The sequence below is a fragment of the Rhizobium sp. K33 genome (genome assembly GCF_056501445.1).
Genome location: NZ_CP096478.1, coordinates 4,179,386 through 4,197,375 on the forward strand (window position 1 = coordinate 4,179,386; position 17,990 = coordinate 4,197,375).

Genomic DNA, 17,990 nt, shown 5'->3' on the forward strand with positions numbered 1-17,990 from the left:
CTGTGTCACGCCTCGCAGAGGCGCCGCCGCTCTATAGCCAGTCGCGGCGTCTTTGACCATAGCCGCAGGTGCGCAGGGAGGTCAGCGCCAGTGACGCCCCTCGGTCGCCAGCCCGAAATCGGCAGGCGCCGTCGCGAAGGCGGCAAGCCCGTGCAGGGCAGCCTGCGGATGGGTGACGACAAAGGTCGGGATGCCATGCATCACGCCCTGATGCGGCGCCTTGTCTTCGAAGGCCGCCCGGAATTCGCCGCTCTGCAATGCCGGCAGGATCTTCGGCGAAATGCCACCGGCCAGGAATACCCCACCCTTTGCCATGAAGATCAGCGCCAGATCGCCGGCAACCCGTCCGAGATAGGTGGCAAACAGGCTGAGCGCCTCGCCGGCCAGGCTGTCCGCGCCGGAAATGCCCGCGGCCGAAACCTGGGCCGGCTCTTCGTATCGGGGCGTTAGATTGCCATCGGCCTTGCAGAGCGCCCGATAGATGTTCATCAGTCCGCGCCCGGAGAGAAGCTCTTCCGCCGAAATGCGGCCAAGGGCGGCGTTGGGATCGCGGACCGGCGTCAGATGCGGCCAGATCTGGTAGTCACGCGCGGTGCGCGGCCCGACATCCACATGCCCGCCTTCGCCCGGAACCGGGAACCACATATCGCGGGCCCGGACGAGGCCCGCAACGCCAAGTCCCGTACCAGGTCCCAGCACGACGCGCGAGCCGAGCGGGGCTTCGCTGAGCGAGCCCAGATGCTGTCGGTCATCGACGTCAAGCGTGGCTGCCGCCAGCGCCTGCGCTTCGAAGTCATTGAGCAGGAGAACTTCCGAAAAGCCGAGATCGGCCATCAGCACCTTGGGACGCACCACCCAGGGGCAGTTGGTCAGCGGCACCTCGTCACCCTTGATCGGCCCAGCCAGCGCCAGAATCAAGGAGCGCGGTTTATGGCTCGTCGTTTTCAGCACGCTCACGCGGATGGCCTCGTCGATCGTCGCGAAATCCTTGTTCACCACGTTCGGAAAGCTGAGCTGCTCGCCACTCTCATCGATCAGGATCGAGAAGCGGGCATTGGTGCCGCCGATATCGCCGATCAGGATCGGGAAGGGCAGGGTGTCGTCGCGCTGTGTCTTGGCCATGGTGTGTCCGGTCTTGGGCCCCGCTGCCTCAGGCAGTCAGGGTCTGCATCAGAATGTCGGCGGTCGCGAGGTTCAGCGCCATCGGAATGTCGTAGACGGTCGCAAGCCGCATCAGCGCCTTGACATCCACATCATGGGGCATCGGAGTCAAGGGGTCGACGAAGAAGACGAGCATGTCGACTTCCCCCGTCGAGATCAATGCGCCGATCTGCTGGTCGCCTCCGAGAGGCCCGCTTTTCAGCCGCGTCACGTCGAGTTCCGGAACAGCATCCTTGATCCGCCCGCCCGTCGTGCCCGTCGCCACGATCTTCCAGCTCTGCAGCTTGGCCTTGTGACGACGGGCGAAGTCCGCCATGTCGTCCTTCTTCTGGTCATGCGCGATCAGGGCGATGCAACGGGTGCGGCTCACGACAGGTCCCCAGCTCATTTAAATCGATTTGATAAACCCATCTAGCGCAGCCGGCATCCGTTGAAAAGGCACCCGGACGGACCTTGTGTCACCAGCCCGAAGGCCTTGCCGGCGGAACGGGAACGACGGCGGGCAGCTCAAAGCCCTGAGGCGAGGATGCCATCGGTGCTGCAAAGGCCGATACGGGACTGCTCGGCATCGCGCCACCGCTCGCCTGATAGGTCACCTCATATTCGTTGGCCGGCCCACGCGCCTGCAGAACCGTGCTGCAGGCTTTCGGCAATTCCGAGACCTGCATCGCGCGAGGCTTCGGCGCCGGCTTCGCGTTCGGGTCTTTCTTCGGTGCTGCCCAGGGCTCCTTGGTGAACCACCAGGCCAGCGACTTGTCGCAGCCATCGCCCGGAGGCACGGCAGCCTGCGGCTTGCAGCCGCTTGCACCCTCGGGGCAGCGCATGCGGATATGGAAATGCGCGTCGTGACCATAGATGGGCCGGATCTTGCCCAGCACGGAGCGGTCGCCGGTCCACGTGTCGCAGAGTTTCTTTTTGATCGCCGGATTGACGAAGATGCGTTCGACCTGCGGATAGCTCGCCGCTTGCACGACCACACGCGCATGGGTGTCGGTCCACAAGCGCTTGTCGACGGTCAGGAACTTGTCCTTCACCAGCATCGAGGTGAACGGCATGTCTTCGCGTTGCTGCGGCGACAGGGGCTGGGCCGGCTTCGGCGTGAACCAGATATCGGCGTCGAGCCCGATCTGATGCGAGGCATGACCTGACAGCATCGGGCCGCCGCGCGGCTGCGAGATGTCGCCGATCAGGATGCCCGAACCCCAGCCAAGCTGCACCGCATCTTTCGAAAAGCGCTCAAGCAGCGCGATCATCTCCGGATGACCCCAGCGACGATTGCGCGAAAGCCGCATCGCCTGCCAGGTCGGCCCGTCCGTCGGAATGGCAACGGCGCCGGCAATGCAGCCCTTGGCATAGGAGCCATAAGGCGAAGGCGCAGCCTTTGCCGGCAGGGTCATACCCCCGAACAGTTCTTTCGCCGGACGTCCTTCGGCAAGGGCGCCCTCGCCGGTGGCGCCAACAAAGGCTGCCGTGAGCATCAGGGCGGTGGCAATCGGGCGGGTGCCCCAGGTCTTCTTCATCGTCTGCATATGTCCCCGGTCTCTCCGGATCCACCCGACGTCTCCGCCGGGGTGAATCATCTGTCAGTCTAACCTGAAACCGAAATGGGGTGAATCTGCGGAGCGGTAGATGCTCACTTCTCCGTCACCCGTCTGTATTTTGCCGCCATTTGTCCTATTCTGCTCAACAACCATCAAAAAACAGGGGATCTCGGCCGATGGGTCTAAGCAGAAACAGCGTCGTCTTTTTGGGTGTCATCGTCGGTCTGGGCCTCAATTTCGGTCCGGCCGCCGCGCAGGAGCCGTCTGAACCCTTTCGCCACGGCGTCTCGATCCTCGGCGAGGTGAAATATGCGCCGGGCTTTCCCCACTTCGATTACGTAAATCCGGACGCGCCGAAAGGCGGCACCTTGCGCATGTCCTCCACCGGGACATTCGACAGTTTCAATCCGGTTCTGGACAAAGGCGAAGCCGCGCCTGGTCTTGCAATTGTCTTCGATACCCTGCTCAAGGATACGAGTGACGAGATCTCGACGGGTTACGGTCTGCTCGCCGAAGGCGTCTCTTTCCCCGAGGATATCTCGAGCGCCACGTTCCGGCTCCGCGCCGAAGCCCGCTTCGCCGACGGTGAACCCGTCAAGCCTGAGGATGTCATCTTCAGTTTCGAGAAGCTGAAGGAGCTGAACCCCCTCTACATGAGCTACTACAGCCATGTGATCTCGGCCGAAAAGACCGGTGAGCGGGATATCACCTTCCGCTTCGACCAGAAGAACAACCGCGAGCTGCCGATGATCCTCGGCCAGTTCCCCGTTGTCGCCAAACACTGGTGGGAGGCGAAGGGCCCGGACGGCCAGCCGCGCGACATTTCCCGCACCACGCTCGAACCAGTGATGGGATCGGGGCCTTACGAAATCGCCGAATTCAAGCCGGGCGCCACCATCCGCTACCAGCTGCGTGACGATTATTGGGGCAAGGATATCAACGTCAACGTCGGCTACAACAACTTCGCCAACATCACCTACACGATGTTCGGCGACCGTGACGTTGAGTTCGAAGCCTTCCGCTCCGGTGTGACGGACTTCTGGCAGGAAACGCGTGCCGCGCGCTGGGCAACCGGCTTCGACTTCCCCGCGGCTCAGGACGGCCGCGTCACGAAGGAGGAGTACGAGAACCCCTTCCGGGCAACAGGTGTCATGCAGGCGCTGGTGCCCAATATGCGGCGCGATATGTTCAAGGATCAGCGCGTTCGCAGGGCTCTGAACTACGCGCTCGACTTCGAGGAATTGAACCGGACCGTCTTCTACAACGCCTATGAGCGGGTCGACAGCTTCTTCAACGGGACCGAGCTCGAATCAACCGGCCTGCCGGAAGGCAAGGAACTGGAACTGCTGACCGCCTTGAAGGACAAGGTCCCGCCTTCCGTCTTCGATACGCCTTATGAGAACCCGGTGGGCGGCTCACCGCAGGCCTCCCGCGACAACCTGCGCAAGGCGGTCGAGCTCTTCAAGCAGGCCGGCTATGAGCTGCGTGGCAATGCGATGGTCAATGCGCAGACCGGCCAACCCTTCCGCTTCGAACTCCTGCTTTCCAATCCGCAGCTCGAGGTCCTCGCCGTTCCCTACCAGCAACAACTGCGCAAGATCGGCATCGAGATGTCCGTGCGCACGGTCGACCCGTCGCAATATACGAACCGTACCCGCAGCTTCGATTACGACATGACCTGGATCGTATGGGCCCAGACGCTGAACCCGGGAAACGAGCAGCGCGACTATTGGGGTTCCGCATCGGTCAATCGCGAAGGCTCGCAGAACTATGCCGGCATTTCCGATCCGGCGGTCGACGCCTTGATCGAGAAGATCATTTTCCCGGCCGATCGGGATGAACAGGTCGCCGCGACCAAGGCCATGGACCGCGTCCTGCTCGCCCATGATTACGTAATCCCGCTCTACTATGGCGGAACGGCGCGCTATGCCTTCTGGGACAAGTTCGAGCATCCGGCCGAACTCCCCACGTACAGCACCGGCTTTCCGTCGATCTGGTGGGCGAAAAATCCGTGATCCCCGCTCGGGGCTTGCGCCGCTTGCGTGAGACTCTAGGAATGGTGGGGGCGAATCGCTGGACAACGGAGCAGCTGAGATTGGCGGACGAAAGAAGCTTGGACATCATAGTGAGACCCGACCCTGAAGCGGGACATCGCGCATGACCGCCTACATCCTGCGCCGCCTTCTGCTGATGATCCCGACCATGATCGGCATCATGGGCATCTCCTTCATCGTCATCCAGTTCGCCCCCGGCGGCCCCGTCGAGCAGGTCATAGCCCAGCTGAGCGGCCAGGGTGACAGCGCCGATGCACGCCTCTCCGGCGGCGGCGACATGCTGGGCCAGTCCGCCGGCACGGAGGAGGGAAGCTCCCGCTATCGCGGCGCTCAAGGTCTCGATCCGGAACTGATCGCCAAGCTCGAAAAACAGTTCGGCTTCGACAAGCCGCCGCTCGAGCGCTTCCTCGAGATGATGTGGAACTACATCCGCTTCGACTTCGGCGAGAGCTTCTTCCGCAACACCTCGGTGATCGATCTGATCATCGAGAAGATGCCCGTTTCGATTTCGCTCGGTCTGTGGGTGCTCCTGATTTCCTATGCCATCTCGATCCCGCTCGGGATCCGCAAGGCCGTTTCCGACGGCTCGCGCTTCGATGTCTGGACATCCGGCATCATCGTCATCGGCTATGCCGTCCCGGGCTTCCTCTTCGGCATTCTTCTCATCGTGCTTTTCGCCGGCGGGTCCTTCTTCGACTGGTTTCCGCTGCGCGGACTGACCTCGGACAATTTCGACCAGCTCTCGTGGTGGCAGAAGATCCTCGATTACTTCTGGCATCTGGCATTGCCGCTCACAGCGCTCCTGCTCTCCGCCTTCGCCACGACGACGTTGCTCACGAAGAATTCCTTCATCGACGAGATCAAGAAACAGTATGTCGTAACCGCCCGCGCCAAGGGGCTCGGCGAGCGCCAGGTCCTCTACGGCCACGTCTTCCGCAACGCCATGCTGATCGTCATCGCCGGCCTGCCCGGGGCCTTCATCTCCGCCTTCTTCACCGGATCGCTCTTGATCGAAAACATCTTCTCGCTCGATGGCCTCGGTCGTCTCGGTTACCTTGCAATCGTCAACCGCGACTATCCGATCGTTTTCGCGACTCTGTACATCTTCTCGCTGATGGGCCTCGTCGTCGGTCTGATCTCCGACCTGATCTACACCTGGATCGACCCGCGCATCGATTTTGACCGGAGGGACGTCTGATGTCCGCCGTAGAGACCACGCCCATCGCGCCGCCGAGGAAGGACTGGCTCAAGCCCACCAATCGTCGACGCCTGGAAAACTTCAAGGCGAACCGGCGCGGCCTCTGGTCCTTCTGGATCTTCATGGTGCTCTTCGTGCTCAGCATGTTCGCCGAATTCATCGCCAACGACAGGCCGATCATCGCGTCCTACAAGGGCGAGATCCTCTTCCCCGTCGTGGTCAATTATCCCGAGGAGAAGTTCGGCGGCTTCCTGGCAATCACGGACTATCGCTCGCCCTTCATCTCCGACGAGATCAACGCCAACGGCTGGATGATTTGGCCGCCGATCCGCTATTCCTACCGCACGGTCAATTCCGAGGTGCCGCATTCCGCACCGACGCCGCCTTTCTGGCTGATGGACAAGCAAACCCGTTGTGCGGCCTATCCGCTCGGTGCGGAGGATCCGAATTGCGTGCTCGGCAACATGAACTGGCTCGGCACCGACGACCAGGCCCGCGACGTCATGGCCCGCATGATCTACGGCTTCCGGATCTCGATCCTCTTCGGTCTGGCGCTCACGCTCGCCTCGGCCGTCATCGGCGTAACCGCCGGTGCCGTGCAAGGCTATTTCGGCGGCTGGACCGACCTTCTGATGCAGCGCTTCATCGAGATCTGGTCCTCGATGCCAGTGCTTTACATCCTGCTGATCATCGCAGCCATCCTGCCGCCCGGCTTCTTCGTCCTGCTCGGCATCATGCTGCTCTTCTCCTGGGTCGGCTTCGTCGGCATCGTGCGCGCGGAGTTCCTGCGCGCCCGAAACTTCGAATATGTAAACGCCGCCCGCGCCCTCGGCGTTGGCAACGGCACGATCATGTTCCGCCACCTGCTGCCCAACGCCATGGTCGCCACCCTGACCTTCCTGCCCTTTATCCTCTCGGGCTCGATTACCACGCTCACCTCGCTCGATTTCCTCGGCTTCGGCATGCCCCCCGGCTCGCCTTCGCTCGGCGAACTCATCGCCCAGGGCAAGCGCAACCTCCAGGCCCCCTGGCTCGGCCTCACCGCCTTCTTCACCATGTCGATCATGCTCTCGCTGCTGATCTTCATCGGGGAAGCGGTGCGTGATGCTTTCGATCCCAGAAAGACCTTCCGATGAGCGCGGGTTCGTCAATTGCGCGCATTTGTGGCATGATGGGCGAAGACCTGATCAGGAGCGCGATGCGATGAACAAGATCGTCAGAGAGCATTACCCGGTTGAGAATTTGCCCGCCGACCTGAGGGAGGGGCTGGTCGAAGGCAGCACCGTGCGGGTCGTGGTCGAGATCGAAGGCGTGGGGACTTCCGAACCCGCTACCGAACCAAAGCGTCTGATGTCAGTCCAGGATACACTGGACATGATCCGTCGATACCGTGAAGCCAACCCCGAGCGTGTTGACATCGATGAAGCCGTCTCGAGGATCCGTGAACTGCGCGACGAATGGGATGATTGACGGGTGCGCCTGTATCTGGACACGAACATCCTGATCGCGCTGCACGAAGGCGAAGGCCCAAGGCAGCGACTTCTTGAGATCCTGCTGGTCAAGGGATTTGAAAAAGGGATCCGTTTCTCGACAAGTGCTCTGACATTTTCGGAACTACTTGTGCGTCCATATCGGGACGGGAAGCTCGAATTGGCACGGACGTATCATGCGTTGTCTAATGGCCCAGACTGGCTTGATGTACTGCCCGTCTCCTCTGATGTTCTCGATAGGGCTGCATTGATCCGTTCTAGTGCATCAAGCATCAAACTTCCCGATGCCATCCATCTCGCCAGCGCCAGCCAAGATGGCTGCGATAGCTTCCTCAGCGGCGACCTTGGTCTTGTCGATCTTGGCGCGTTGGATCACCCACTCTTCAAAGGCGCAGGAACGAGGCATTTGACCATCCTCCGCCCCGACGAATCCACGCTCACCTCCCTGATTGAAAGCTTGTCCGCATGACCGAACCTCTCCTGTCCGTGCGCGATCTCTCCGTCGCCTTCCATCAAAGCGGTCGCGAGAGCCTGGCAGTCGACCGTGTCTCCTTCGAGATCGATCGTGGAGAGATCGTCGCGCTGGTCGGCGAATCCGGTTCCGGCAAGTCGGTCTCCGCCGCCTCGATCCTGAAGCTTCTACCCTATCCCGCAGCCAGCCATCCCTCGGGACAGATCCTGTTCGACGGTCGAGACCTGATGACCGCCAGCGAGCCTGATCTTCGTGCCGTGCGCGGCAATGAGATCACCATGATCTTTCAGGAGCCGATGACCTCGCTCAATCCGCTGCACACGATCGAGCGGCAGATCGGCGAAATCCTGTCCCTGCATCAGGGGCTCGAAGGCGCGCCCGCCCGCGCGCGTGTCCTGGAACTCCTGCATCAGGTCGGCATCCGCGAGCCGGAAAAGCGGCTCAGCGCCTATCCGCACGAACTTTCCGGTGGCCAGCGTCAGCGTGTGATGATCGCCATGGCGCTCGCCAACCGTCCGAAGCTCCTGATCGCCGACGAGCCGACGACAGCACTCGATGTCACCGTGCAAGCGCAGATCCTCGAGCTTCTCGGACGCCTCAAGACGGAGCATGGCATGTCCATGCTCTTCATCACCCATGATCTCGGCATTGTCCGCAAGTTCGCCGACCGCGTCTGCGTCATGACCAAGGGCAAGATCGTCGAGGCAGGCTCCGTCGAGGACATCTTCGAGCGCCCCCAGCATCCCTATACGAAGAAGCTTCTCGCCTCCGAACCGCGGGGCGAGCCGCCCGTCTTCGATGAGCAGAAGCCTGTTGTCATGCAGGGCGAGGACATTCGCGTCTGGTTCCCCATCAAGGCCGGTTTCCTCCGTCGCACCGTCGACCATGTGAAGGCCGTTGATGGCGTCGACCTCACGCTTCGTGCTGGCCAGACGCTGGGCGTGGTCGGCGAATCCGGCTCTGGCAAGACCACGCTTGGCCTTGCGCTTTCGCGCCTGATCTCGTCGAAGGGCCGCATCAGTTTCATCGGCAAGGACATCGACGCCTTCTCCTATCGTGAGATGCGCCCGCTGCGCGATCGCCTGCAGATCGTCTTCCAGGATCCCTTCGGTTCCCTCAGCCCCCGGATGTCCGTCGGCGAAATCATCGCCGAGGGCCTGAAGGTTCACGAAAGGCAGTTATCGGCGGAAGAGCGCGACGCCCGTGTGGCCTGGGCGCTCGAGGAAGTTGGGCTGGATCCCGCCACCCGTTGGCGCTACCCGCACGAATTCTCCGGTGGCCAGCGTCAGCGCATCGCGATTGCCCGCGCCATGGTGCTGAAACCCCGTTTCGTCATGCTCGACGAGCCGACCTCGGCCCTCGACATGACCGTTCAGGCTCAGGTCGTGGATCTCCTGCGCGATCTGCAGGCCAAGCATGATCTTGCCTACCTCTTCATCAGCCATGACCTGAAGGTCGTGAAGGCGCTGGCCAACGAACTGATCGTCATGCGCGGTGGCAAGGTGGTGGAGAAGGGCCCCGCAGCGGAAGTCTTCGCCGCGCCCAAGGCCGATTACACCCGCGCCCTGATGGCCGCCGCTTTCGATCTCGAAGCCGTTGAGGATGGCGGCATCCGCCAATAATGTGAGTTCCCCATGTCTGAAAAACGCCCCGTCGTCATCGACCTCCGCTTCGCACGCGAAAGCGTGGTCTCCGCCTTGCGGTCTGCCTTCCCGGATCGTCCGGTCATCGATATGGGCGATCCGGCCAATGCGGAGCGCGATCTGACCGATGCCGAATTTGCCGTCGTCTGGAAGCCGGACCCCGCGCTTTTCCGTCGCGCCACGGGGCTCAGCGCCATCTTCTCCGGCGGAGCCGGCGTCGATCACATCCTCTCGGCCTATGAGCTGCCGGACCTGCCCATCGTCCGCTTCGTCGATCGCAGCCTCACGGATCGCATGAGCGAATGGGTTGTCTGGCAATGCCTGCATCATCTGCGCAACGGCATCGCCTATGCCGGCCAGCAGCGGGAGCGCGTGTGGCATGAAATCGCCGAGCAACCTGAAGCACGCGAAGTGACCGTGGGCGTGATGGGCCTTGGCGTCCTCGGCGCCGATGCGGTCAGAAAGCTCAAGGTCATGGGTTTCGATGTCATCGGGTGGTCGCGGCGTGCGAAGTCCATCGAGGGTCTGGAGACCTTCGACGCCGCAAACCTCGAGGCCTTCCTCGGCCGGACGGACATCCTGGTCGGCCTGCTGCCGCTGACCGACAATACCCGCGGCATTTACGACCGCACGCTTTTCTCCAGGCTCCGTCGTACAGGTCCGCTCGGCGGGCCGATCTTCCTCAACGCCGGTCGTGGTGGCAGCCAGAAGGAGGCCGACCTGATTGCCTGCCTCGCCGATGGCACATTGAAAGCCGCATCACTCGACGTCTTCGAAAAGGAGCCGCTGGACCCTGAAAGCCCGCTCTGGTCGATGTCGAATGTGATCGTCACACCCCACGCCGCCGCTGCCTCCGATGTCCGGGCGCTCTTGCGCCATGTCGAAGCTCAGATCGCCCGGCTTGAATCGGGCCTGCCGCTGGAATTCGTGGTCGACCGCGTCTCCGGTTACTGAGCATAGTCTAATTGGCGGAACAAACCCGCCAAGCTCCCGTTGTCCCAGGGAAAGACGCTTCGAGCGTTCCGAAACAACGGGAGTAACGACATGAACAGCCGAACCGACATGCCCGATACCACTGATCGCCGGACGCGTGGTCTGAAGCCCGAGCCGGTGACGGCGACCGAAGCCCGTCAGGGCTTTCGGGGCAAGCCCGTTCTGATCGTGCTTCTGGCCGGCCTGATCCTCGCAATGCTCGTCTGGATCCCGGCCGAGTGGTGGGGTAACGCCATTGCCCCGTCCGATCCGGCAAACCAGCCGGTCGAACAGACCGCACCCGCACCGAGCGAAAGTGGCGGTCAGGTGGTTCCGGAATCCAGCCCCACCCCGACCCAGTAATGGGTCGCGCAGTGAGTGCACGTCGCTCACTGGACAATCCGACATCGATTGCCGATAACTGCAGCGGAAGCGGCCGAAAGGTTCCGGCCGTCCGCTGCAGTTTCGGCTGCGGATCATAAGGCAGTCGATCATGACCAAGACAGATATTGCGACCAGGGTCTATAACCACACCTGGAAGCTCGATCCCATCATCCGCAGCCTGATCGATACCGACTTCTACAAGCTCCTGATGCTCCAGATGATCTGGAAGCTTTACCCCGAGGTGAACGCCACCTTCACCCTGATCAACCGAACCACCTCCGTACGCCTTGCCGAGGAAATCGACGAACAGGAACTCCGCGAACAGCTCGATCACGTCCGCTCGCTGCGTCTCACCAAGAAGGAAATGATCTGGCTCGCCGGTAACAGCTTCTACGGCCGCGCCCAGATCTTCGAACCCGAATTCCTCGCTTGGCTCGGCAATCTGCAATTGCCCGAATACGAACTCGCCAAGCGCGACGGTCAGTATGAACTGACCTTCCACGGCACCTGGATGGAGACGACGCTTTGGGAGATCCCGGCGCTCGCGATCATCAACGAGCTGCGTTCGCGCGCCGCCATGCGCTCCCTCGGCTATTTCACGCTTGATGTGCTCTATGCGCGCGCCAAGGCCAAGATGTGGGCCAAGGTCGAGCGCCTGCGGGAGCTGCCGGGCCTTCGCATTTCCGATTTCGGCACCCGCCGCCGCCACAGCTTTCTCTGGCAGCGCTGGTGCGTCGAAGCCTTGAAGGAAGGCATCGGCCCGGCCTTCACCGGCACCAGCAACGTCCTCCTCGCCATGGATAGCGATCTGGAAGCCGTCGGCACCAACGCACACGAATTGCCGATGGTCGTCGCCGCGCTCGCCAAGACCGATGAGCAGCTGGCGGCCGCGCCCTACCAGGTTCTGAAAGACTGGAACCAGCTGTATGGCGGCAATCTCCTGATCGTCCTCCCGGATGCCTACGGGACCACCTCCTTCCTCGAGCACGCACCGGAATGGGTTGCCGACTGGACAGGCTTCCGCCCCGACAGCGCGCCGCCCATCGAAGGTGGTGAAAAGATCATCGAGTGGTGGAAGAAGATGGGCCGCGATCCGCGCAAGAAGCTGCTGATCTTTTCCGATGGCCTCGATGTCGATGCGATCATCGACACCTACCGCCATTTTGCCGGCCGCGTCCGCATGTCCTTCGGTTGGGGCACGAACCTCACCAACGACTTTGCCGGTTGCGCGCCGCGCGAGATTGCCGGCCTGAAGCCGATCTCCATCGTCTGCAAGGTCTCCGAGGCCAATGGCCGCCCGGCCGTGAAGCTCTCCGACAATCCGCGCAAGGCAACGGGCGATCCGGCCGAGGTCGAGCGCTACATCAGGTTCTTCGGCTCGAAGGACCGCGTCGAGCAGGCTGTTCTCGTCTGACTTCACCCATCTCCTGCTTTAGCAGTCTTGCATCTGTCGCGTCAGCCATGCAGTCTTGATGGCTGCGGGAGGGAGCCCGCGATCTGCAAGGGAGGAATGCCGGATGGACATGCAAGGCAGCGAGCGCATCGAGGCGCCGGTGGAGACCGTTTGGCAGGCGCTCAACGATCCGGAAATCCTCCGTCAGTCGATCCCCGGCTGCGAGAGCCTGGAAAAGACCTCGGATACCCACATGGATGCGAAGGTCGTGCTGAAGATCGGTCCGATCAAGGCCAAGTTCGAAGGCGCGGTCGAGCTGCAGAACCTCAACCCGCCGCACTCCTACACCATCTCGGGCGAAGGCAAGGGCGGTCTGGCGGGTTTTGCGAAGGGTGGCGCCGATGTGACTCTCACTCCAGAGGAAGACGGCGCCACGCTTCTCACCTACACCGTAAAGGCCGAAGTTGGCGGCAAGATCGCCCAACTCGGCAGCCGCCTGATCGAATCGACGTCGAAGAAACTCGCCGGCGAGTTCTTCTCGAACTTCAGCGCGGCCGTCACGTCGGGCGGCGTGAAAGCCGAGGCTTGACCTTGCAGGCCCGATAGGCTGAAAGCTCGGCGCAAGGAAAGATCATCATCGTGGAACCAGCCGAGATGATTCGGCTTTAAGGGGACATGACGATGAACGAAGGACCTGATCAGTATTTCGAGCAGCAGGACATGGCGGTCAAGCTGATGCTTCTCGAGAACAAATCCGACGAACTCACGGACATCCTGGTCGAAGCGCTGCAGGATGCGCTGAAGCTTCTCGAAGAAGAACTCGCGACCGTCCACTGACCTTGTTGCGCGACCGGGGACTCAGAACCGGTCGGACACCTGGATCCCGGCGGGGCCCAGAATGACGGCGATCAGCACGGGCAGGAAGAACAGGATCATCGGAACGGTGAGCTTCGGCGGCAGTGCCGCTGCCTTCTTCTCCGCCTCGTTCATGCGCTCGTCACGCCCTTCCTGCGCCAGAACGCGCAAGGCCTGCGCCACCGGCGTACCATAGCGGTCTGCCTGGATAAGGGCCTGCACGACGTTCTTCACGCCGTCGAGCTGCGTGCGCGTGCCAAGATTTTCCAGCGCCTGTCGACGATCCGGCAGGAACGAAAGCTCTGCTGTCGTCAAAACCATTTCCTCGGCCAGTTCAGGCGATTGCTCGCCGATCTCTTCCGAGACGCGACGCATGGCGGCTTCGAGCGAAATGCCTGATTCGACGCAGATCAGCATCAGGTCCAGCGCATCCGGCCAGGCACGTCTAATCGACTGCTGACGCTTGGTGATGCGGTTCGAGATGTAGATGTTCGGCAGGTAGAAGCCGATATAGCCGCCGACGATGGTGGCGAAGAGCCGCATGGGCAGAGGCTTTTCTGCCAGGTTGCCCATTACGAAAATCCAGAAAGCGGTCAGCGCCAGCGTCGCGAACGGCAAGAGGAAGCGCGCGACGAGAAACATGTTGAGCGCGTTCTGCGACCGCAGACCTGCCGCCTTCAGTTTGTCGACCGTCGTATCGTCCACCAGCGCCTTGCGCAGATTGAAGCGCTCGACAATGTCTCGTACGGATTTGTTGTTGGTCGTCCTGAGCGATGCACGGCTCTGAGCCGCTTCGGCATTCAGCTTCGCCCGTTCCCGGGCGCGGATCAGGTCACGCTCCGTGGAGACCGCGCGCATGCGTTTGTTCAGGTCGCCGCGCTCGAAGTAGGGCATGGCGATCGTGTAGAATGTGGCGAACACGGCAAGCGCCACGAGAATGGCTATCACCAGCGCCGGATCGGTGAAGCGTGCTGCCCAGTCTTCCGTCATCGCCGCCGCTCCTCAGATCTCGAAATTGATCATGTTGCGCATGACCAGCAGCCCGATGCTCATCCACACCGCCGAACAGCCGAGGATGAGATGCCCGCGCGAGTCCGTGAACAGGATGGTGATGTAACCGGGCGACGTCAGGTAGACCAGGAAAGCGACGATGAAGGGCAGGGCGCCGATGATCGCAGCGGAAGCCTTCGCCTCCATCGACAGAGCGTTGACCTTCGCCTTCATCTTCTTGCGGTCACGCAGGACACGCGACAGGTTGGCCAGCGCTTCCGAGAGGTTGCCGCCCGCCTGGCCCTGGATCGCGATCACGATGGCGAAGAAGCTGACTTCGTTGAGCGGCATGGTCTGGTGCATGCGGGCAACCGCATCGGAGACGGACAATCCCAGCTGCTGGGATTCGACGATCCGGCGGAACTCGGTCTTGACCGGCTCCTGACCGTCGGCGGCGATCATCCGGATCGCATCGTTGAGCGGCAGGCCAGACCGGATCGAACGCACCATGACGTCGAGCGAGTTCGGAAACTCCTCGAGAAACTTCTTCTGCCGCCGTTTGACGAGGAAGCCGACCACCCAGCGCGGAAGGCCGAGGCCTGCGACGAAGGCGCCACCGACCATCACGAGCGGCGGCATGCCTGCGAGGAAAGCCATGGCTAGAACGACGACGCCGAGCACGGCGCTCAGCAGGTAGAACTGGGTGACCGACACGGACAGACCGGATTGCACCAGCTTCGCCTTGAGGCTTGCCGCATTCGCCTTCCTCGACTTTTCCTGCTGCTGCTTCTTTTCCAGCTCTTTCAGGGAGTCCTGCACGGACTTGCGGCGTTTGGAAATCTCCTGCACGCGGTCGCGTGCGGCTTTCATCTGCGTGGTATCCGTTTCGGCAGCCCGCACGCGGTTGATGCGGCTCGCCGTCTTCTTGTCGGTCTCGATCCGGGAATAGAGGACACCATAGGCCACCGCACCGGTCGAGACGGCGACCAGGAGCACGATGGCGAGAATGGTGGGATCGATGCCGAACATGCGTGTCAGATCCCCTTCGACTTCTGTTCCATGTTGTCGAGCGCGGCGGCAAGACGACGATCTTCGTTGTAGTAGCGGGCACGGTCCCAGAAATGCGGCTTGCCGATGCCGGTCGACATGTGCCGGCCGATGATCTTGCCGTTGGCGTCTTCGCCCTCGATCTCGTAGCGCATCAGATCCTGGGTGATGATGACGTCGCCTTCCATCCCGATGACTTCGGTGATGTGGGTGATGCGGCGCGAACCATCGCGCAGGCGTGCCGCCTGGATGATGACGTCGATCGAGCCGGAGATGATTTCGCGCACGGTCTTGGCCGGCAGCGAGAAGCCGCCCATGGCGATCATCGATTCCATACGACTCAGGCATTCGCGCGGCGTGTTGGCGTGGATGGTGCCCATCGAGCCGTCGTGACCGGTGTTCATCGCCTGCAACAGGTCGAAAACCTCCGGTCCGCGCACTTCACCAACGATGATGCGTTCGGGGCGCATACGCAGGCAGTTCTTCACGAGATCGCGCATGGTGATCTCGCCTTCGCCTTCGATGTTCGGCGGACGCGTTTCGAGACGCACGACATGCGGCTGCTGCAGCTGAAGTTCGGCCGTGTCTTCGCAGGTGATGATGCGCTCGTCCTGGTCGATGAAGCCGGTCAGGCAGTTCAGAAGCGTCGTCTTACCCGAGCCGGTACCGCCCGAGATAACGACGTTGCAGCGGACGCGCCCGATGATCTGCAGAACTTCTGCACCCTCAGGCGTGATCGCACCAAACTTGACGAGCTGCGCGAGGTTCAGCTTGTCCTTCTTGAACTTACGAATGGTGAGTGCCGGCCCGTCGATGGCGAGCGGCGGAGCAATGACGTTGACACGCGAGCCGTCGGGAAGGCGGGCGTCGCAGATCGGGCTCGATTCGTCCACGCGGCGGCCGACCTGGCTGACGATACGCTGGCAGATCGAAAGAAGCTGCGAGTTGTCGCGGAAGCGGATTTCGGACTCGATCGTCTTGCCGCCGACTTCGATGAAGGTCTGGCCGGCGCCGTTGACCATGATGTCGGCGATGTCGTCACGCGCGAGCAGCGGCTCGAGCGGACCATAACCCAGAACGTCGTTGCAGATGTCTTCGAGCAGTTCTTCCTGCTCGGAAATCGACATCGCGAAATTCTTGATGGTGATGATGTCATTGACGATGTCGCGGATTTCTTCGCGCGCGCTTTCGCCGTCGAGCTTCGCCAGCTGCGACAGGTCGATCGTATCGATGAGTGCCGAGAAAACCTGGCTCTTGGTGTCGTAATAGTCTTCCGTCCGCGGCGGCTTCTTGCGGCTCGGCGTCTGCATCGACGGCGGCGTCACCTGCTGCCGGTTGCTGACCTCGGGACTGCCGGGTTCGATGAGCGTGCTGGTGCGTGCCGCAGGCGCGGCAGCAGCCGGCTGTGCCGGGATCGTGCCGACGCCCGCCCCGCCTTTGCCGAAACCGTCGTTTCCGCGTTTGCCAAACATGAGCTCTACCTGTTCCTGTTACCGGTCACTTCTTGCGCAGTTTCTCGATGAACGAGCCGAGGCCCGCCTTCTTCGGCTTCTTGATCGTCGCGCGGCCCGTCACGAGATGGGCGAGTTGCGAAAATGTCTCCGCCGTCGGCGACTTCCCGTCCATCTCGCTGATCATCCGGCCGCTATTGGCGGCAGTGCCGAAAAGCTGGGCGTCGAACGGAATGATGGCGACGGGTTCGAGTTCGAGCGGCTCGAAGAAGTCGGAAGGCGCGATTTCCGGGCGCTTCGGCATACCCACCTGGTTGAGGATGAGATGCGGCGGCTTGTCCTGCGGCCTCAGCTTCTTCAGCGCATCGATCATGTTCTTCATGTTGCGCAGATTGGCGAGATCGGGTGCGCAGGTGATGACGATGTCGTCGACATCGGAAAGCACGGCGCGCGTCCAGTCCGCCCAGGTATGCGGCAGGTCGAGGACGGTGATGGGAGCCGTCCGCTGCAGCACATCCAGAATCGGCTGGAAAGCGCCGCGCTCATAGTCATAACCGCGGTCGAGCATGGAGGGGGCCGCCAGCAGCGAAAGGTTCTGGCCACACTTCGTCAGAAGGCGATCGAGGAAGACCTCGTCCAGGCGCTCCGGGGAAAACACCGCTTCCGCCATGCCCTGCGCCGGGTCCTGGTCGAAATCGATATTGGCCGTTCCGAAGGGCAGGTCGAGATCGGCAAGAACCGTCTCCGTCGAGAAGAGCGACGAAATGCCGAAGGCGCAGTTATGCGCGATCGTCGATGACCCGACGCCGCCCTTGGCGCCGATGAAGGCGATGGTTCGGCCGAGCGGTTCGGCTTCCGGGTCGACGAAGATCGAGGCGATCGAGCCCATCATGTCCGCCATCGTGAACGGCGCCACAATATATTCCGAAATGCCATTGCGGATCAGTTCGCGGTAGAGCGCGATATCGTTGTGGCGGCCGACGAGAATGACCCGCGAACTTGGATCGCAGACCTCGGCAAGTGGCGCCAGTTCCGCCATCAGATCACGGGGGCCGGCATCGGTTTCCAGAATGATGAGGTTCGGCGTCGGCGTCGACGAGAACATGTTGGCCGCTGCGGCAATGTTGCCGTGCGTGACGCGCATGCTGACCCGGGCCATGCGCCGGTCGCCCGCGCACTGCTCCATGGTCCGATGAACGGTCTCGCTGATGCAGAAGGCATGGATGGAGATGCGCGGCAAGGGGCGCAGGTTGTCGACCTCGCCCGCAACGACGGTTTCGGTATCCGCGCGATATCCGCCATTGGTTTCGCCGATGTCATAATCGATCGCGTTCATGCT

General features: G+C 62.0%; 18 protein-coding genes. 11 read left to right on the forward strand and 7 right to left on the reverse strand.

From position 1 onward, the window contains the following. Nucleotides 1-81: 81 nt before the first annotated feature. The 3 genes from M1E12_RS20115 to mepA all read right to left on the reverse strand — a co-directional run bounded on the left by M1E12_RS20115 (nucleotide 82) and on the right by mepA (nucleotide 2,690). On the reverse strand, nucleotides 82-1,122 hold the full coding sequence (locus M1E12_RS20115; RefSeq protein ID WP_479563043.1) for a glucokinase: 1,041 nt from the start codon (nucleotides 1,120-1,122) through the stop codon (nucleotides 82-84). A 28-nt stretch (nucleotides 1,123-1,150) separates the two neighbouring features. Beyond that, nucleotides 1,151-1,531, reverse strand: a complete 381-nt coding sequence (locus tag M1E12_RS20120) for a methylglyoxal synthase (protein WP_479563044.1) — start codon at nucleotides 1,529-1,531, stop codon at nucleotides 1,151-1,153. An 88-nt stretch (nucleotides 1,532-1,619) separates the two neighbouring features. Then, nucleotides 1,620-2,690 (reverse strand): penicillin-insensitive murein endopeptidase, encoded by a 1,071-nt coding sequence (gene mepA, locus M1E12_RS20125; RefSeq protein ID WP_479563045.1) that lies wholly within the window; start codon nucleotides 2,688-2,690, stop codon nucleotides 1,620-1,622. A 188-nt stretch (nucleotides 2,691-2,878) separates the two neighbouring features. Between mepA and M1E12_RS20130 the strand changes: the two genes are divergently transcribed. From M1E12_RS20130 to M1E12_RS20180, 11 genes are all read left to right on the forward strand, one after another. After that, nucleotides 2,879-4,717: an extracellular solute-binding protein gene (locus M1E12_RS20130; protein ID WP_479563046.1), complete on the forward strand. Its 1,839-nt coding sequence runs from the start codon at nucleotides 2,879-2,881 to the stop codon at nucleotides 4,715-4,717. Between the two features lie 142 nt (nucleotides 4,718-4,859). Next, nucleotides 4,860-5,954 (forward strand): microcin C ABC transporter permease YejB, encoded by a 1,095-nt coding sequence (locus M1E12_RS20135; protein WP_310239804.1) that lies wholly within the window; start codon nucleotides 4,860-4,862, stop codon nucleotides 5,952-5,954. Beyond that, nucleotides 5,954-7,090, forward strand: coding sequence for an ABC transporter permease (locus M1E12_RS20140; protein ID WP_479563047.1), 1,137 nt, complete (start codon nucleotides 5,954-5,956; stop codon nucleotides 7,088-7,090). Before M1E12_RS20135 ends, M1E12_RS20140 begins: the two co-directional genes overlap by 1 nt. A gap of 67 nt (nucleotides 7,091-7,157) precedes the next feature. Further along, nucleotides 7,158-7,424 (forward strand): hypothetical protein, encoded by a 267-nt coding sequence (locus M1E12_RS20145; protein ID WP_479563048.1) that lies wholly within the window; start codon nucleotides 7,158-7,160, stop codon nucleotides 7,422-7,424. Between the two features lie 3 nt (nucleotides 7,425-7,427). Beyond that, nucleotides 7,428-7,913 (forward strand): type II toxin-antitoxin system VapC family toxin, encoded by a 486-nt coding sequence (locus tag M1E12_RS20150; protein ID WP_310239810.1) that lies wholly within the window; start codon nucleotides 7,428-7,430, stop codon nucleotides 7,911-7,913. Next, nucleotides 7,910-9,538 (forward strand): ABC transporter ATP-binding protein, encoded by a 1,629-nt coding sequence (locus M1E12_RS20155; protein WP_310239811.1) that lies wholly within the window; start codon nucleotides 7,910-7,912, stop codon nucleotides 9,536-9,538. Before M1E12_RS20150 ends, M1E12_RS20155 begins: the two co-directional genes overlap by 4 nt. Before the next feature lie 12 nt (nucleotides 9,539-9,550). Further along, nucleotides 9,551-10,513 (forward strand): 2-hydroxyacid dehydrogenase, encoded by a 963-nt coding sequence (locus M1E12_RS20160; RefSeq protein WP_479563049.1) that lies wholly within the window; start codon nucleotides 9,551-9,553, stop codon nucleotides 10,511-10,513. Between the two features lie 90 nt (nucleotides 10,514-10,603). Next, the gene (locus M1E12_RS20165) at nucleotides 10,604-10,894 is read left to right on the forward strand and encodes a hypothetical protein (protein WP_479563050.1); all 291 of its coding nucleotides are present in this window, start codon (nucleotides 10,604-10,606) and stop codon (nucleotides 10,892-10,894) included. Nucleotides 10,895-11,024: 130 nt separating this feature from the next. Continuing rightward, nucleotides 11,025-12,329 (forward strand): nicotinate phosphoribosyltransferase, encoded by a 1,305-nt coding sequence (gene pncB, locus M1E12_RS20170; RefSeq protein ID WP_113458197.1) that lies wholly within the window; start codon nucleotides 11,025-11,027, stop codon nucleotides 12,327-12,329. A gap of 103 nt (nucleotides 12,330-12,432) precedes the next feature. Then, nucleotides 12,433-12,897: an SRPBCC family protein gene (locus tag M1E12_RS20175; RefSeq protein WP_479563051.1), complete on the forward strand. Its 465-nt coding sequence runs from the start codon at nucleotides 12,433-12,435 to the stop codon at nucleotides 12,895-12,897. A 92-nt stretch (nucleotides 12,898-12,989) separates the two neighbouring features. Beyond that, nucleotides 12,990-13,145 (forward strand): hypothetical protein, encoded by a 156-nt coding sequence (locus M1E12_RS20180; protein ID WP_167494934.1) that lies wholly within the window; start codon nucleotides 12,990-12,992, stop codon nucleotides 13,143-13,145. A 21-nt stretch (nucleotides 13,146-13,166) separates the two neighbouring features. Here M1E12_RS20180 and M1E12_RS20185 read toward each other — a convergent pair whose 3' ends face one another. The 4 genes from M1E12_RS20185 to M1E12_RS20200 are packed head-to-tail and all read right to left on the reverse strand — an operon-like array spanning nucleotide 13,167 to nucleotide 17,987. Further along, nucleotides 13,167-14,153 carry a type II secretion system F family protein gene (locus M1E12_RS20185; RefSeq protein ID WP_136539929.1) on the reverse strand — a complete coding sequence of 329 codons (987 nt, stop codon included), beginning with the start codon at nucleotides 14,151-14,153 and terminating at the stop codon, nucleotides 13,167-13,169. 12 nt (nucleotides 14,154-14,165) lie between these two features. Continuing rightward, complete coding sequence (locus M1E12_RS20190; RefSeq protein WP_479563052.1) at nucleotides 14,166-15,182, reverse strand: type II secretion system F family protein; 1,017 nt, start codon at nucleotides 15,180-15,182, stop codon at nucleotides 14,166-14,168. Between the two features lie 5 nt (nucleotides 15,183-15,187). Further along, nucleotides 15,188-16,672, reverse strand: a complete 1,485-nt coding sequence (locus tag M1E12_RS20195; RefSeq protein WP_136539933.1) for a TadA family conjugal transfer-associated ATPase — start codon at nucleotides 16,670-16,672, stop codon at nucleotides 15,188-15,190. Between the two features lie 25 nt (nucleotides 16,673-16,697). Then, nucleotides 16,698-17,987 (reverse strand): CpaE/TadZ family protein, encoded by a 1,290-nt coding sequence (locus M1E12_RS20200; protein WP_479563053.1) that lies wholly within the window; start codon nucleotides 17,985-17,987, stop codon nucleotides 16,698-16,700. Nucleotides 17,988-17,990 lie beyond the last annotated feature (3 nt).

Coding starts and splice junctions, on each gene's coding strand:
- M1E12_RS20115 (WP_479563043.1), bottom strand. CDS start 1,122: ATGGCCAAGACACAGCGCGACGACACCCTGCCCTTCCCGATCCTGATC.
- mepA (WP_479563045.1), bottom strand. CDS start 2,690: ATGCAGACGATGAAGAAGACCTGGGGCACCCGCCCGATTGCCACCGCC.
- M1E12_RS20130 (WP_479563046.1), top strand. CDS start 2,879: ATGGGTCTAAGCAGAAACAGCGTCGTCTTTTTGGGTGTCATCGTCGGT.
- M1E12_RS20135 (WP_310239804.1), top strand. CDS start 4,860: ATGACCGCCTACATCCTGCGCCGCCTTCTGCTGATGATCCCGACCATG.
- M1E12_RS20140 (WP_479563047.1), top strand. CDS start 5,954: ATGTCCGCCGTAGAGACCACGCCCATCGCGCCGCCGAGGAAGGACTGG.
- M1E12_RS20145 (WP_479563048.1), top strand. CDS start 7,158: ATGAACAAGATCGTCAGAGAGCATTACCCGGTTGAGAATTTGCCCGCC.
- M1E12_RS20155 (WP_310239811.1), top strand. CDS start 7,910: ATGACCGAACCTCTCCTGTCCGTGCGCGATCTCTCCGTCGCCTTCCAT.
- M1E12_RS20160 (WP_479563049.1), top strand. CDS start 9,551: ATGTCTGAAAAACGCCCCGTCGTCATCGACCTCCGCTTCGCACGCGAA.
- M1E12_RS20165 (WP_479563050.1), top strand. CDS start 10,604: ATGAACAGCCGAACCGACATGCCCGATACCACTGATCGCCGGACGCGT.
- pncB (WP_113458197.1), top strand. CDS start 11,025: ATGACCAAGACAGATATTGCGACCAGGGTCTATAACCACACCTGGAAG.
- M1E12_RS20175 (WP_479563051.1), top strand. CDS start 12,433: ATGGACATGCAAGGCAGCGAGCGCATCGAGGCGCCGGTGGAGACCGTT.
- M1E12_RS20180 (WP_167494934.1), top strand. CDS start 12,990: ATGAACGAAGGACCTGATCAGTATTTCGAGCAGCAGGACATGGCGGTC.
- M1E12_RS20185 (WP_136539929.1), bottom strand. CDS start 14,153: ATGACGGAAGACTGGGCAGCACGCTTCACCGATCCGGCGCTGGTGATA.
- M1E12_RS20190 (WP_479563052.1), bottom strand. CDS start 15,182: ATGTTCGGCATCGATCCCACCATTCTCGCCATCGTGCTCCTGGTCGCC.
- M1E12_RS20195 (WP_136539933.1), bottom strand. CDS start 16,672: ATGTTTGGCAAACGCGGAAACGACGGTTTCGGCAAAGGCGGGGCGGGC.
- M1E12_RS20200 (WP_479563053.1), bottom strand. CDS start 17,987: ATGAACGCGATCGATTATGACATCGGCGAAACCAATGGCGGATATCGC.